Origin of the sequence: Paracoccus shandongensis (assembly GCF_017315735.1) — a bacterium.
GTDB classification, from domain to species: Bacteria; Pseudomonadota; Alphaproteobacteria; order Rhodobacterales; family Rhodobacteraceae; genus Paracoccus; species Paracoccus shandongensis.
In genome coordinates this window covers 1-14,033 of the sequence record NZ_JAFLRK010000034.1, presented here as the reverse complement: position 1 = coordinate 14,033, position 14,033 = coordinate 1, and the positions used below count along the sequence as shown (strand labels likewise).

The window sequence follows — 14,033 nt, the reverse complement described above, 5'->3', positions numbered from 1 at the left end:
CATGGCGACAGTCGTCCAGACCATCCAGCGCGCCAGCGCCACCACCATCGCGGGCCTGGCCGAGGCAGGCGTTGCCACCGTCCACGAGGCGCAGGGCCGCATCGGCTGCCTGGCCAGTTCCATGCGCCCGATCTACCCCGGCGCCCGCATCGCGGGATCGGCGGTCACCATCAGCGCGCCTCCGGGCGACAACTGGATGGTCCATGTCGCCATCGAGCAGTTGCGGGAGGGCGACATCCTGGTGCTGGCGCCGACCTCGCCTTGCGACAACGGCTATTTCGGCGACCTGCTGGCGACCTCGGCCATGGCGCGGGGCTGCCGGGGGCTGGTGATCGACGCGGGCGTGCGCGACATCCGCGACCTGACCCAGATGGGCTTTCCCGTCTGGTCGCGCGCCATCAGTGCCCAAGGCACGGTCAAGGAAACGCTGGGGTCCGTCAACGTGCCGGTCGTCTGCGCGGGCCAGCTGGTCGAGGCGGGCGACGTGATCGTGGCCGACGACGACGGCGTCTGCGTGGTGCGCCGCGCGGATGCCGACACGGTGCTGGCCGCGGCCCGCAAGCGCATGGAGGCCGAGGAAGCCAAGCGCCAGCGCCTGGCTGCGGGGGAACTGGGCCTCGACATCTACGACATGCGCGGGCGGCTGGAGGAAAAGGGGCTGCGCTATGTCTAGGGTCCTGGCGCTTGCCGCGCTGATCCTGGGCCTGCCCCTGGCAGCAAGCGCCGCCCCCGCCGGCCTGGCCCCGGTCGCCCCGGTCATGGCCTGCGCGGACCTGGCCCGGATCGACCTGACCGTCCTTGGCGGCGAGGGCAGCACCGTCACCGAAGCCACCCAGACCACCAGCGACGGCATCCCCGTCTGTTCCGTCACCGGCAGGCTTGCGCCGCAGGTGACCTTCCAGGTGCTGCTGCCGCTGGAGACCTGGACGCAGCGTTACCTCCAGGTCGGCTGCGGCGGGCTGTGCGGGCGGATCACGCTGCAATCGGGTGCGTCAAGCGGCTGCACGGTGCTGAACGACGGCGGCTTCGTCATGGCCGCCACCGACATGGGTCACACCGGTCAAGGGGGCGAATGGGGGCTGGACGACGGGCAGCGCCGCGACTTCGCCTGGCGCGCCCAGCACATCACTGCCCTGGCCGCCAAGGCGCTGATCCGCGCCTTCTACGGCCAGGATACGCGATACAGCTATTTCAACGGCTGCTCGGACGGCGGGCGCGAGGCGATCATGGAGGCGATGCGCTTTCCCGACGACTTCGACGGCATCGTTGCGGGCGCGCCCGCCATGCTGTTCCAGGTCCAGAACACCCTGCATCACGGCTGGCTGGCGCGCGCGAACACCGGCGCGGACGGCAAGCCGATCCTGCTGTCGGACAAGCTGCCCCTGCTGCACCGCGCCGTGATCGCTGCCTGCGACGGCACGGACGGGGCCCGGGACGGGCTGATCAGCCAGCCCGCCGCCTGCGCCTTCGACCCCGCGACCCTGGTCTGCAAGGAGGGGCAGGCCGGCGACTGCCTGACCGCGCCCGAGGCCGCCGTCGCCGCCAAGGTCTATGACGGCCCGCGCGACACGGCCACCGGCGCGCCGCTGACGCCCGGCCAGCAACTGCCGGGGTCCGAGCTGAACTGGCAGGGCGTCCTGGTGCCCGACAGTCCCGACCGGCAGCCCTTCAGCGCGATGATCGCGGATCCGGTGCTGCGCTATCTGGCCTTTGATCCCGCCCGGCCCGACATGACCCTGGACGATCTGGCGTTCACCACGGCCACGCTGGACGACCTGCGCGCGCGCCATGCGCTGTTCGACGCGACCAGCCCGGATCTCTCGGCCTTCCAGGCCTCGGGCGGCAAGCTGATCCTGTGGCATGGCCTGGCCGACCCGCATATCGCCCCCGCCAACACCCTGGCCCTGCACAAGGGGATGCTGGGCACCATGGGCGCCGATACCGTCGCGGGGTTCGAGCGCCTGTATCTGCTGCCCGGCGTCGGCCATTGCGGCGGCGGGCAGGGGCCGTCCAACCTGGACCTGCTGACGCCGATGATGGCCTGGGTCGAAGGCGGCACGGCGCCTGACGCCATCCTGACCGCCAGCACCGCCGAAACCTCCAGCTTCGGCCAGCCGGACGGCGGTGAAGCGCGCGCCGCCATGCCGCCCATGACGGATCTGGGCGTCGCGCCCCTGCCCCCCATGACGCGCCCGGTCTGGCCCTGGCCCGCCACCGCCGCGCTGGAGCCCGGCGCCGACCCGACCCGCGCCGAAAGCTGGACCCGCGGCCCGGACGCGGCCATCGTCGCCACCCGCGACTGGCCCGGCGCCGACCTGTTCACGCCCTTTACCCCCGTGGAGTAAGCCATGACCGACGGCATTCCCTGCCTGTGGATGCGGGGCGGCACCTCGAAGGGGGCCTATCTGCTGGCCCGCGACCTGCCCGCCGACCCCCGCGCGCGAGACGCCCTGCTGCTGCGGATCATGGGCAGCCCCGATCCGCGCCAGATCGACGGCATCGGCGGGGGGGATCCGCTGACCTCGAAGGTGGCGGTGCTGTCGCCCTCCTCTCGCGCGGACGCGGATGTGGACTACCTGTTCCTGCAGGTCTTCGTAGACCAGGCGCTGGTGTCGGACGCGCAGGGCTGCGGCAACATCCTGGCGGGCGTCGGCCCCGCCGCCATCGAGCGCGGCCTGGTCGCGGCGCGGGACCATGAGACCCCCGTGCGCATCCACATGCTGAACACGGGCGAGGTCGCGCTGGCCCGCGTCCGGACGCCGGGCGGGCGCGTGACCTATGCGGGCGAGGCGCGCATCGACGGGGTGCCGGGGACGGCCGCGCCCGTGCCGCTGATGTTCCAGGACATCGCGGGATCCATGTGCGGGGCGCTGCTGCCCACCGGGCGGGCGGTGGACGTGATCGAGGGCGTGGCCTGCACGCTGATCGACAACGGGATGCCCTGCGTGATCCTGCGGGCCAGCGACTTTGGCCTGACCGGCCAGGAAAGCCGCGACGCCCTGGACGCAGATGCCGCCCTGAAGGCCCGCATCGAGGCAATCCGCCTGAAGGCAGGCCCGCTGATGAAGCTGGGCGACGTGGCGCAGAAATCCGTGCCCAAGATGACGCTGGTCTCGGCCCCCACGGCAGGGGGAACCATCGCCACCCGCAGCTTCATCCCGCATCGCTGCCATGCGTCCATCGGCGTCTTTGCCGCCGTCAGCGTCGCCACCGCCTGCACCCTGCCCGGCAGCCCGGCGGCGGATCTGGCGCACCTGCCCACCAACAACCGCTTCCTCATCGAACACCCGACCGGCGCCGCCGAAGTGCTGGTCGACCAGGACGCCCAAGGCACCGTCACCGGCGCAGGCACCCTGCGCACCGCCCGCAAGATCATGGACGGATGGGTCTTCCCATGAGAGTTGCGCGACCCGTGCCATAGCCAAAACTTATGGACATGGCCCGGTTTCGCAATAGGCCCTGACGCGCCGGTCCGGCATGGTCGGTCAGGCAAAACCCCGCCTCGGGGAGAGAGGCGGGAGGTCACACACCAGGGTGGATCGTTCCGGGCCGGAGGGTCGTGCCCGCAAGAGGAGGACTTCATGCAGACTTCTGACACCCTTGAGATACAGTCGTTCATCGACACGCGGCCCATGTCGTCGCGGCAATGGATGCTGACGGCGCTGTGCTTTGCCATCGTCTTCTGCGACGGCATGGACGTGGCGGTCATGGGCTTCCTGGCCCCCGCCATCATCGAGCAATGGGACATCTCGCGCGCGGGCTTCGGCCTTGTGATGGCGGCGGCGCCCATCGGGCTGGCGCTTGGGGCGATCTTCGCGGGCTCGTCCTCGGATTACCTGGGGCGGCGCAAGGTGCTGCTGGCCTCGGTCTTTGCTTTTGGCGTGATGACCTGGCTGACGGCGCTGGCCCGCACGCCCACGGACATGGCGCTGCTGCGCTTTGCGACCGGGCTTGGCCTGGGGGCGGCGATGCCCAACACCACGACGCTGTTGTCGGAATACGTCCCGCAGCGGTCGCGGTCCTTCATCCTGGCCGCGATGTTCACGGGCTTCAACCTCGGGTCCGCCATCATCGGCTTCATCGCGGCCTTCATGCTGCCCCGCTGGGGCTGGCAGTCGGTGCTGCATTTCGGCGCGGCGATCCCGCTGGCGCTGTGGCTGGTGATGCTGTTCGCGCTGCCGGAATCGGCGCGCTTCATGGTGGTGCGCGGGCGGCCGATGCCCGCCGTGGGCCGGGTCCTGGGCCGCGTCATCGGCGCGGATCTGGGGGGCGTATCGCGCTTTGCCCTAGCCGAGGAGAAACTGGCCGCCAGGCAGCCGGTGGCGGCGCTGTTCACCAGGCCCTTCGCGCTGCGGACCTTTGCGCTGTGGGTCTGCTATTTCATGGGGCTTCTGGTCATCTATCTGACGACAAGCTGGCTGCCCACGATGATCCGCGACGCGGGCCTGCCGGTGGACCGCGCGGCCAATGTCACGGCGATGTTCCAGCTGGGCGGCACGGCGGGCGCGATCCTGGTGGGGCTGGCCATGGACCGGTTCGGCGCCACCCGGTCCATCGCGCTGGCCTATCTGCTGGGCGGCGGCGCGCTGATCCTGCTGGGCATGGGCGGGTTGCAGACGGCGCTGCTGGCGCTGACGGTGGGCCTTGTCGGCTTCTGCATGAGCGGCGGGCAGACCGGGCTCAATGCCTATGCGCCGACCTGCTATCCCACCGCAATGCGGGCCACGGGGGTCAGCTGGATGCTGGGGGTGGGCCGCCTGGGCTCGATCCTCGGATCCTCGATCGGCGGGGTGCTGCTGGGCTTTGGCTGGGATTTCACCACCATCTTCTGCGTACTGGCGGTGCCTGCCGCGCTGGCGGCGGCGGCGATCACGGTGTCGGGGATCGGCCGGGGGGCGGGGCAGCGGGCGGTCGCCTCGGCCTGACGCATGGCCGGGCCGGGGGCGCGATGCGGCGCCCCCGGCCCGGGTCTTTGCGGCGGTTCCTTCGCCCCGGTTACAGGATGAGGTCGCTGGCCGTCAGGGTGCTTCTCGGCCAGGCCGCCGATCCACAGGTCCACATCTTCCAGCCCGCCCAGCTTGCCGCCCGCATAGGCCCCCGTCGCATTGAGGAAGTCTTTCCGGTCGGTATAGGTCACGCCCCGGATGGTGACGCCGTCGCTGTCATCGCCATCGCCGAAGACCAGGTTCATGGCCGCGTCGCGGCCCCGCGCGATGTTGATCGCCGCCAGGTCCAGCGGGATGCCGACCAGCGGGTTGCGCAAGGTATGGGTGACGAATTCGTCGATCTCGTTTCCGATCTGCGCGGTCATGTCGCGCACGATGGCCCCGGTCGCGGCATCGGCCAGGCCGGCGTGGATGGCGGCCAGCTGCGCTTGGGTTAGGGGCGGCCCGCGTGCATCAGCGCGGCATAAACCGCCGCCGGATCGCCCAGCGTCTGGTCCACGATCAGGTCCGAGATGATGCGCGGATCGGCATCCACCACGCCCTCGGTCCTGGGCGCGCCGTAGTTGTTGTTGTTGCCGGGCAGATAGCCCTCCATGGGCATTTCGTCATGGGCCTCGTTGCGCCAGATCGGCTGGGTGACGCGGATGAAGGGCTGGTCGGCCGGACCCCATTCCTCGCGCCCCTTGGTCAGGTTGTTGCAGCTGCCATCGACCGTGCGCAGGCCCTAGGGCACCAGCGGGTTGCTGATGGCCAGCGTGCCGCCGGTCGCAACCACGTTGCCCTGGGCGTTCACGCGGATTTCATCCAGCGGCGTGCCAGCGGCATGGGCCTCGGCGATCTTGATCTGCTTCAGGATGAAATCGAGATCGTGCTTGATGAGCAATTGCCGCCGAAAGGATAATCCCAAGCGGTTTTGTGCCATCGGATCACGTCAAACCACGATTGTTTCATTGCAAATTCCCGGCAGACCCGGGCGGGATAAAACCGCAAGGACGCGGCACAACCCTCGGCAGGTTTCCTTGCACGCCCGGGCTGGAGAACGCCCCCCGGATCGCATAAGCACCGAAGGGCGGGCCCGCTCGTGGCCGCGAACGGAAAGGCTGTGCATGGAACCGGCATCCTCGCTGGAGCTTGAAGCCCTGTCGCGCCATTTCGATGGCAGGGCGGTGCTGTCGGACATCTCGCTGGCGATCCCGGCGGGGCGGATCACCTGCCTGCTGGGGCAATCGGGCTGCGGCAAATCGACCCTGCTGCGGATCATCGCCGGCGTGGACCGCCCCGATCCCGGCGCCCGCATCCGCGTGAACGGGGCCGAAATCGTCGGCCCCCGCCGCTTCGTGGAACCCGAGGACCGCCGGATCGGCTTCATGTTCCAGGACTATGCCCTGTTCCCGCACCTGTCGGTCGCGGACAACCTGGCCTTCGGGTTGCGCGCCCTGCCCGGGCCCGCCCGCCGCGCGCGCGTGGCGCAGGTGGCCCAACGCATCGGCATCGCGCATCTGCTGGACCGTTACCCCCATTCCCTGTCGGGCGGCGAACAGCAGCGCGTGGCGCTGGCTCGGGCGCTGGCCCCCGAACCCGCGATCCTGCTGATGGACGAGCCGTTTTCCAACCTGGACCAGGGCCTGCGCGAAAAGGTGCGGCGCGAAACGGTGGACACCCTGCGCCGGACCGGCACCACCGCGATCATCGTCACCCACGACCCGCAAGAGGCGCTGTCGGTGGGCGACCTGATCGTGCTGATGCGCGCGGGCCGGATCGAGCAGGTGGGCACCCCCTTCGAGATCTATGACCGCCCCCGGTCCCCCTATGCGGCCGAGTTCATGGGCCCCTGCAACCGCCTGACCGGCATCTGGTCGGGGGGCCGGATCGAAACGCCCATCGGCACCTTCCCGGCCCCCCTGGATCTGCCCGACGGCGCGCTGGCCCTGGCCTGCATCCGCCCGCAGGCCCTGTCCATCGGGCCCGACGGGCAGGGCATTTCGGCCCGCGTGGTGGCCAAGACCTTTACCGGCGAAAGCGAACAGATCGACATCATGGTCCATCCGCTGGCGCAGACCCTGCGGATGCATTCGCATTTCCGCATCCCCATGGCGGTCGGCGAAAAGGTCAGCCTGCAACTGAACGGCGCGCAGATCCACGTCTTTCCCGACGACGGGCGGGACGCCGCCGCCGTCCAGCCGGATAGCTGAGAAAAACACTAGACTAACCGTCGCCCCCTGGCCTATGTCTTTGCCGGCAACCTTGGGGGACATCATGAAACTTGCATCCGTCATTGTCCTGGCCAGCCTGGCCGCAGGCGCGGCCGAGGCCCAGGAACTGAACCTTTACACCTCGCGAGAGCCGGGCCTGGTCGAGCCGCTGCTGGCGGCCTTCACCGACTCCACCGGCATCAAGGTCAACACGGTCTTTCTCAAGGACGGGCTGGCCGAACGGGTCGCGTCCGAGGGCGAAAGCTCGCCCGCCGACCTGCTGATGGCGGTGGATGCGGGCAACCTGGCCGACCTGGTGGACAAGGGCCTGACGCAGCCGGTCGAATCCGAGGTGCTGGCAGCGGCGGTGCCGGAAAACCTGCGCGATCCCGGCAACCAGTGGTTCGCCCTGTCGATGCGCGCCCGCGTGGTCTATGCGGCCAGCGACCTGGACCTGGACGCCATCACCTACGAGGATCTGGCCAATCCCGAATGGAAGGGCCGCATCTGCATCCGGTCCGGCCAGCACCCCTACAACACCGCGCTGTTTTCCGCCTTCATGGCCCATCACGACGCGGCGGCGACGGAAGAATGGCTGACGGGCCTCAAGACCAACCTGGCGCGGCAGGCGGGCGGCGGCGACCGCGACGGGGCCAAGGACATTCTTGGCGGCATCTGCGACATCGCCATCGCCAACAGCTATTACGTGGGCCTGATGCGGTCGGGCAAGGGGGGCGAGGACCAGAAGGCCTGGGGCGAGGCGATCAAGGTGATCCTGCCCACCTTCGAGAACGGCGGCACCCACGTCAACATCAGCGGCGCGGCGGTGGCGAAACACGCGCCCAACCGCGACCAGGCGGTGCAGTTGCTGGAATTCCTGGTCTCCGACGAGGCGCAGAAAATCTATGCCGAGGCGAATTACGAATACCCCGTCAAGGCGGGCGCGGCCATCGACCCGATCATCGCCTCGTTCGGCGACCTCAAGGTCGATCCGCTGCCGCTGACCGACATCGTGAAGAACCGCCAGCAGGCCAGCGAACTGGTCGATCGCGTTGGCTTTGACAACTGACGGGGCCGGGCCCCGCCGCCGTTCCGTTTTGCCGACACTTCCGGCCCTCCGCCTGCGCGGGGGGTCTTGGGTTGCGGCCAGCCTGGTGATCGCGGGGCTGGTCCTGGTGCCGGTGCTGGCGCTTGGCTGGCAGGCGGCGCAGGGATCGGACGGGCTGTGGTCGCATCTGGCGCGCCATGTCCTGCCCCATGCGCTGGCGCAGACGGCGCTGCTGATGGCGGGGGTGGGCGTGCTGACGGCGGGGATCGGCACGGGCGTCGCCTGGCTGGTGACGGCTTACGATTTCCCGGGGCGGCGGATGCTGGAATGGGCGCTGCTGCTGCCGCTGGCGGTGCCCACCTATATCGTCGCCTATGCCTATCTGGACATGCTGCATCCGCTGGGGCCGTTCCAGTCGGCGATCCGCGCCGTGCTGGGTTACGACAGCCCGCGCGATTTCCGCCTGCCCGACATCCGGTCCATGACCGGGGCGATCCTGCTTCTGGGCCTGGTGCTTTACCCCTATGTCTATCTGCCGGTCAGGGCGATGTTCCTGACGCAGGCCGCGAATTTGGTCGAGGTCGCCCATACCCTCGGCACCACGCGCCGCCAGATCTTCCACCGCGTCGCCCTGCCGCTGGCGCGCCCCGCCATCGCCGTGGGGGTCAGCCTGGCGCTGATGGAAACGCTGAACGACATCGGCGCGTCCGAGTTCCTGGGCGTGCGGTCGCTGACGATTTCCGTCTATACGACCTGGGTCACGCGGTCGGATCTGGCGGGGGCGTCGCAGATCGCGCTGGCGATGCTGGTGCTGGTGGTCGCGCTGATCTCGATCGAGCGATGGGCGCGGCGCAAGCAACGCTATTCCGTCAGCGCGCAACGCGCCCGCCCCATGGCCCGCCAGCCGCTGGCCGGGCCCGCCCGCTGGGGGGCGCTGTGCCTCTGCCTGCTGCCCGTGGTGCTGGGCTTCGTCCTGCCCGCCGCCTATCTGGCCGTCGAGGCGTGGGAGCGGTTCCGGTTCGCGGGCTTGTCACCCCGCCTTTGGGCCGAGGCGCAGAACACCTTTGTCCTGTCGGCCCTGGCCACCGCTGCCGTGCTGGCCTGCGGGCTGGTCGTGGCGCTGGCCGCGCGGCTTTTCCCGCAGCGCGGCATGGGGGCGATCCACCGCGTCGCGTCCCTGGGCTATGCCATGCCGGGGACGATCCTGGCGCTTGGCATCCTGATCGCCGCCGGCGGCCTGGACCGCTGGATCGGGCGCACCGCCAGGGCGGCCTTCGACATCGACCCCGGCCTGGTGCTGATCGGGTCGGGGCTGGCCCTGGGCTATGCCTATCTGGCGCGGTTCCTGGCGATTTCCATCGGCGGGGTCGAGGCGGGGCTGACCCGCATCCCGCGCAGCTATGACCAGGCGGCGCGCACGCTGGGCCATGGCATCGGCAGCACGCTGCGCCATGTCCACCTGCCGCTGTCGCGCGCGGCCCTGGCGGCAGGGGGGCTGCTGGTCTTCGTCGATTGCATGAAGGAACTGTCCGCGACCCTGCTGCTGCGCCCCCTCAATTTCGAGACGCTGGCGACCCATCTTTACGGCGAGGCCGCCCGCGGCACCTATGAGGAAGCGGCCATCGCCGCCCTGGCCATCGTCGCGGTGGGCATCCTGCCCGTGATCCTGCTGGCCCGCGTGGGCCGCGCCCCCGCCTGAGGCCCCCCGATCACCGGGCGCCCGCCCCCGAGAAGACCCCGGCCATGGGCGGCGGGGGCAGATCCCTGAGGGTGGCGGGGGCCGCCTCGGCCTCGTAGGCGGCGGATGCCTTCAGCGCGACCTGCATCCGGTTCTTGGCCCCGAAATGGCGCATCAGCTCGCGGACATAGACCTTGATGGTGGCCTCGGTCAGGTTCAGGTGGCGGGCGATTTCCTTGTTGGTTTCGCCTTGGGCCAGGAACTCCAGAACCTCGATATGGCGCCGTTTGGTCAGCGGATCCAGGGCCGGGTCGCCGCCCGGGCGCTGGATGGGCGACGGGCGCGACGATGCCGCCGGGGCCGCGCCGGACGCCGTGGCCCGGGGGGTGCGGTGGTCGTCGATATGCCGGATCATCGCCGAGGCCGGTTGCGCCGCCGGCCGGGCGGCCGCCGCCGAATGGGGATGATACGTCCCGCCATTCAGGATGAACTGGATCGCGGCCAGCGCCACATGGGACGGCATGGTGGTCGGGATGAAGCCGCGCAGCCCCAGATACACCGCCATGGCGATTTCCTGGCTGTCGGGAACGTCCGAAAAGACCACCAGCGGGCTGTCCGGGAACAGGGCGTGCAGCCGCTCGATGGTCTGGCCGACCTCCTCGTCGTGAAGCGACAGGCCGCCGATGGAATAAAGACAGGCCGCCGGCGCGCCCTGGCCCGGCAACGAGGCCAGGCCTTCAAGGGCATGGACGACATGAAGGCCGGTTCCGGCTTGCCGCGCCCAGGGTTCCAGAAAGGCCGCGAAGGCCGCCGTCCGCAACTCGTTGGGGTCGAGCAGGATCAGGGCAGAGGAGTCCATGGTTTATAGTGTCCCCCGGTCAAGCGTGAAACGCGAAATCGTAAAACAAGGGGTTTGGTTGAAATCCAATCCCTTGGGAACAAAGGTTAACGCCGCAGAATAGCCCTGTCATCGATTTTATATTGATTATGACAGGGTATTAATATCACTGGCGGAACAGGGAATTATCGGCAAACGGTTTTCAAGGGCCCTTGAATTAACCGGCGCGCGTGTCAATCATGAAGATATTAATTCGGCAATCACACAACTTGAGGATTATGGGATCGGCGCATCGCCGAATCGCGCCCGAATCACCCGCGATAAAGGGAATCGTTTTCCCCCAGGAAAAAGTCATAGTCATAGGCGTTCAGCGCCTTGTAGGACGCATAGAACGCGCCCGCCGCTGCCAGCAGCGAACTTGCCAGGAAGGCATAGGCCGACATGCCGATCACCGCGTGCAGCACCAGGCTGATGCAAAGATTCAGCAGCAGGAACGCCGCCTGCATGATGGCGAAATGGCGCGCGCGGTTGGCGACCAGCAGCAGCGCGCAGCACAGGAACATCACCGAATGGAAGAACACCCCGATCAGCCCGACGCGCAGCATAAGGAACTGGTCGAAGCTGAAATCCAGCGATTTCGCCAGCAGCGGCGACATCAGCACCAGGCCCACCGTCACCGCCGCCTGGACCGAGACGATGGTGCCCACCCCGTTCCAGGCCACCCATTCCAGATCCTCGCGCCGGGCGCGGATCAGGCCATAGGTGGACCGGGCCTCGATGGCGGCCTTGAACCGCTCGATCACGGCGACAAGGTCGCCATGGTGAAAGACCAAAAGCGCCGCATAGGTGGGGATGACCGACAGATGCGCCAGGAACATGACGCTGTCATAAGGGCTGGAATGCAGGAAGCCCGCCGCCGACCGGACGCCCTGGGGCCCGAACCAGAAGACCCACTTGTCCATCCAGACCCCGCAGATGGCGAACAAGACGCCCGCGCACAGGACCGCGCCGGCGCGAAGCTGGGCCAGCAGGTCCATGACCGTTTGCGCGAAAGCCCCGTAATCCGACGGGAAGCGCCGCTGGATGAAGCGGATCGACAGGGCCACGCAGAAGGACAGGCCCACGGCGAAGGACCAGATCAGGATCTCGGTCGTGGGGGCGCGGACGGCGGCCAGAAGGGCGCAGGCCACCGACAGGACCATGCCGCCCGTGAAGGCCGCGATCAGGAAGCCATAGGACCGCACCGCCGCCAGCACGGCGAAGCTGGTCCACAGCAGCGCGGCGGTGGCCGTCAGGAAGACAAAGCCCGCCGCGACCCCCGCGGGCCCGATGCCCAGGATCAGGCAGACCGCCACCGCGACGGCCTGGGCGACCAGCCCCGACAGCGCCGCCGCCGCCAGGAACAGGTCCGGCACGCCCGCCGTGTCGCCCCCATCCACCGCCGCCGAGATGCGCCGCGCCGCCACCGCGCCCACCGGCCCCGCGACCAGGGGGGCGATGCAGAAGGCATAGACCACGGTCAGGCGCAGATCCTCGACCGCCGCGAACCCCATCACCGGCGTCATTGTGACCGAGATGATCGCCAGCGCCACCACCGACACCAGCCAGGGCCCGGCGGCCACGATGATCGCCGCCCCGAAGCGGCGGACCGAGGCCAGAAGCGGATCGGCCAGCAGCCATTCCGCGTCTTCGGCGGGGGCGCGCAGCCACTCGTGCAGGCGGCCGAGGCGGGCCATCAGGCGACAAGCTCCTCATACAGCGCCCCATAGCGCGCGGCCGAGATTTCCGAGGTGAAATAGGTCTCGACCCGGCGGCGCAGGATGTCGCCGCAGGCGGCGCGCAGGGCGGGGTCGGCCATCAGCTCGATGATGGCGCGGCCGATGGCGGGGCCGTCCATGGGCGGCGCGACGCGCCCGGCCAGCCCGAGGTTCGGGTGTTCGTCCGGCGCGCCCTCGATGATCTCGCGGCAGGAACCGACATCGGTCGCCACGCAGGGGATGCGCGCGGCCCCGGCCTCCAGCAGGACCAGGGGCTGCGCCTCGCTGATGGAGGTCAGCACCAGCACGTCGATCCGGGGCAGCCAGTCGATGATGTTGACCTTGCCGGTGAAAAGGACCGTCTCGGTCAGATCCAGTTCCGCCACGCGGCGCTTGCAGAGGGCGAAGTAATCCTCGTCCTCGTCGGTGGGGCCGATCACCAGCACCTGCACGTCGGGAATGGCGCGGCGGACGATGGCGGCGGCGGCGACATAGGCCTCGATGTCCTTGATGGGCACCACGCGGCCGATCAGGGCCACCGTGGGGCGGCGGTTCTTCTGCGGGCGGATGGCGTCGAATTTCTCCAGCGCGATGCCGTTGGGGATGACTTGCAGCTTGGATTCCGCCGCGCCCAGGGTCCGCTGGAAGGACTGGTTCGCGCCGTAAAGCGTGGTGATCCGCTGGCAGCCGTCATAGGCGATGCGGGCGAAGGATTCAAAGGTGTCGATCCAGAACCGCCGCACATCGGTGCGCCCGTCGTCGCCCGACAGCCCGCTGTCGATGGTGTCGGCGATCCAGTCGGCCATGACCAGGTCGATGCGGCGTTCGTTGGTATAGATGCCGTGTTCGGTGATCGCCGCCGTGCGCCCGGCGGCCCGCGCCGCGCGCACCGCGTAAAGGCCCGCATACCCGGTCGAGATCGCGTGATAGGTCCGCGCGGGCGGGACCGGCGCGGTGGCGATGGCCAGCAGGCTGCCCGCCAGGTTGCGCCAGGCCCAGAAGAAATCGCTGAAGGCGGCCTCGGGCGCGATGCGGCGATAGCATTCGGTGATCGCCTGCCAGGCCGCGGGCGAGGCGGTCAGGTCGCTGTAGTCCGGCGGGGCGGGGCTGTCCAGAAAGCCGAAGGGTTCGCGCCGCACGGGTTCCGACACAAAGCGCAAAAGGCCGTCAAAGGCGTCCAGGTCGCCTTCGCGCAGCACCTTGTGCATCAGGCCAGCCAGGCGGCCGCCGTCCAGCGCCGGGCGGCGCAGCCGGGGCTTGCGGGCCCAGGGCGCAAGCGGCAGCACCTGGAAGTGGCGCACGTTCGGCGGCAGGTCATAACGGATGTCGCGGGGGCGTTCGTCGGCCACGATGGCGACCACCCCGAATGTGGTGCCGGGCTGCGTGCGGATCAGCCAGTCCAGCCAGGACGACACGCCGCCCGCGATGAAGGGATAACAGCCCTCGACCACGATGCAGACATCTACGGGGGCGGCGGGGGCGGTGGCGGTCATGCCAGCCCCCCGCAGGAATACCGCTTGAGCCGGGGCGGCCGCGCCAGCGCGGGCCGCGCGGGGGCGGGGGCTGGCGCGGCG

12 protein-coding genes are annotated in these 14,033 nt (G+C 69.3%); 7 read left to right on the top strand and 5 right to left on the bottom strand.

Annotation, left to right across the window (positions count from 1 at the left end):
• Nucleotide 1 precedes the first annotated feature (1 nt).
• The 4 genes from JX613_RS16370 (at nt 2) to JX613_RS16355 (ending at nt 4,925) form a co-directional block, all read left to right on the top strand.
• On the top strand, nt 2–673 hold the full coding sequence (locus tag JX613_RS16370; RefSeq protein ID WP_207102539.1) for a 4-carboxy-4-hydroxy-2-oxoadipate aldolase/oxaloacetate decarboxylase: 672 nt from the start codon (nt 2–4) through the stop codon (nt 671–673).
• Entirely contained in the window at nt 666–2,345 is a 1,680-nt protein-coding gene (locus JX613_RS16365) for a tannase/feruloyl esterase family alpha/beta hydrolase (protein ID WP_207102538.1), read from the top strand. The genes JX613_RS16370 and JX613_RS16365 overlap by 8 nt, the downstream gene beginning before the upstream one ends.
• Nucleotides 2,346–2,348: 3 nt before the next feature.
• Nucleotides 2,349–3,398, top strand: coding sequence for a 4-oxalomesaconate tautomerase (locus JX613_RS16360; protein ID WP_207102537.1), 1,050 nt, complete (start codon nt 2,349–2,351; stop codon nt 3,396–3,398).
• Nucleotides 3,399–3,581: 183 nt separating this feature from the next.
• Nucleotides 3,582–4,925 (top strand): MFS transporter, encoded by a 1,344-nt coding sequence (locus JX613_RS16355; RefSeq protein ID WP_207102536.1) that lies wholly within the window; start codon nt 3,582–3,584, stop codon nt 4,923–4,925.
• A 454-nt stretch (nt 4,926–5,379) separates the two neighbouring features.
• Here the strand turns inward: JX613_RS16355 and JX613_RS16350 are convergent, their stop codons facing one another.
• Nucleotides 5,380–5,541: a hypothetical protein gene (locus tag JX613_RS16350; protein ID WP_207102535.1), complete on the bottom strand. Its 162-nt coding sequence runs from the start codon at nt 5,539–5,541 to the stop codon at nt 5,380–5,382.
• 129 nt (nt 5,542–5,670) lie between these two features.
• Nucleotides 5,671–5,829, bottom strand: coding sequence for a hypothetical protein (locus JX613_RS16345; protein WP_207102534.1), 159 nt, complete (start codon nt 5,827–5,829; stop codon nt 5,671–5,673).
• A gap of 223 nt (nt 5,830–6,052) precedes the next feature.
• Between JX613_RS16345 and JX613_RS16340 the strand changes: the two genes are divergently transcribed.
• From JX613_RS16340 to JX613_RS16330, 3 genes are all read left to right on the top strand, one after another.
• Nucleotides 6,053–7,138 carry an ABC transporter ATP-binding protein gene (locus JX613_RS16340; protein WP_207102533.1) on the top strand — a complete coding sequence of 362 codons (1,086 nt, stop codon included), beginning with the start codon at nt 6,053–6,055 and terminating at the stop codon, nt 7,136–7,138.
• Between the two features lie 64 nt (nt 7,139–7,202).
• Nucleotides 7,203–8,207 (top strand): Fe(3+) ABC transporter substrate-binding protein, encoded by a 1,005-nt coding sequence (locus JX613_RS16335; protein WP_207102532.1) that lies wholly within the window; start codon nt 7,203–7,205, stop codon nt 8,205–8,207.
• Between the two features lie 28 nt (nt 8,208–8,235).
• Entirely contained in the window at nt 8,236–9,885 is a 1,650-nt protein-coding gene (locus JX613_RS16330; RefSeq protein WP_207102531.1) for an ABC transporter permease, read from the top strand.
• 10 nt (nt 9,886–9,895) lie between these two features.
• Here the strand turns inward: JX613_RS16330 and JX613_RS16325 are convergent, their stop codons facing one another.
• From JX613_RS16325 to pelF, 3 genes are all read right to left on the bottom strand, one after another.
• Entirely contained in the window at nt 9,896–10,723 is an 828-nt protein-coding gene (locus tag JX613_RS16325) for a helix-turn-helix transcriptional regulator (RefSeq protein WP_207102530.1), read from the bottom strand.
• Nucleotides 10,724–11,013: 290 nt separating this feature from the next.
• Nucleotides 11,014–12,438, bottom strand: a complete 1,425-nt coding sequence (pelG, locus tag JX613_RS16320) for an exopolysaccharide Pel transporter PelG (RefSeq protein ID WP_207102529.1) — start codon at nt 12,436–12,438, stop codon at nt 11,014–11,016.
• On the bottom strand, nt 12,438–14,033 hold a 1,596-nt coding region (gene pelF, locus JX613_RS16315; RefSeq protein ID WP_336512319.1), incomplete at its 5' end, for a GT4 family glycosyltransferase PelF. The genes pelF and pelG, both read right to left, overlap by 1 nt.

Bases quoted from the DNA above. Each gene is read 5' to 3' on its own strand.
- JX613_RS16370 (WP_207102539.1), top strand. From the start codon at position 2: ATGGCGACAGTCGTCCAGACCATCCAGCGCGCCAGCGCCACCACCATC.
- JX613_RS16325 (WP_207102530.1), bottom strand. From the start codon at position 10,723: ATGGACTCCTCTGCCCTGATCCTGCTCGACCCCAACGAGTTGCGGACG.
- JX613_RS16340 (WP_207102533.1), top strand. From the start codon at position 6,053: ATGGAACCGGCATCCTCGCTGGAGCTTGAAGCCCTGTCGCGCCATTTC.
- pelG (WP_207102529.1), bottom strand. From the start codon at position 12,438: ATGGCCCGCCTCGGCCGCCTGCACGAGTGGCTGCGCGCCCCCGCCGAA.
- JX613_RS16350 (WP_207102535.1), bottom strand. From the start codon at position 5,541: ATGGAGGGCTATCTGCCCGGCAACAACAACAACTACGGCGCGCCCAGG.
- JX613_RS16355 (WP_207102536.1), top strand. From the start codon at position 3,582: ATGCAGACTTCTGACACCCTTGAGATACAGTCGTTCATCGACACGCGG.
- JX613_RS16365 (WP_207102538.1), top strand. From the start codon at position 666: ATGTCTAGGGTCCTGGCGCTTGCCGCGCTGATCCTGGGCCTGCCCCTG.
- JX613_RS16335 (WP_207102532.1), top strand. From the start codon at position 7,203: ATGAAACTTGCATCCGTCATTGTCCTGGCCAGCCTGGCCGCAGGCGCG.
- JX613_RS16360 (WP_207102537.1), top strand. From the start codon at position 2,349: ATGACCGACGGCATTCCCTGCCTGTGGATGCGGGGCGGCACCTCGAAG.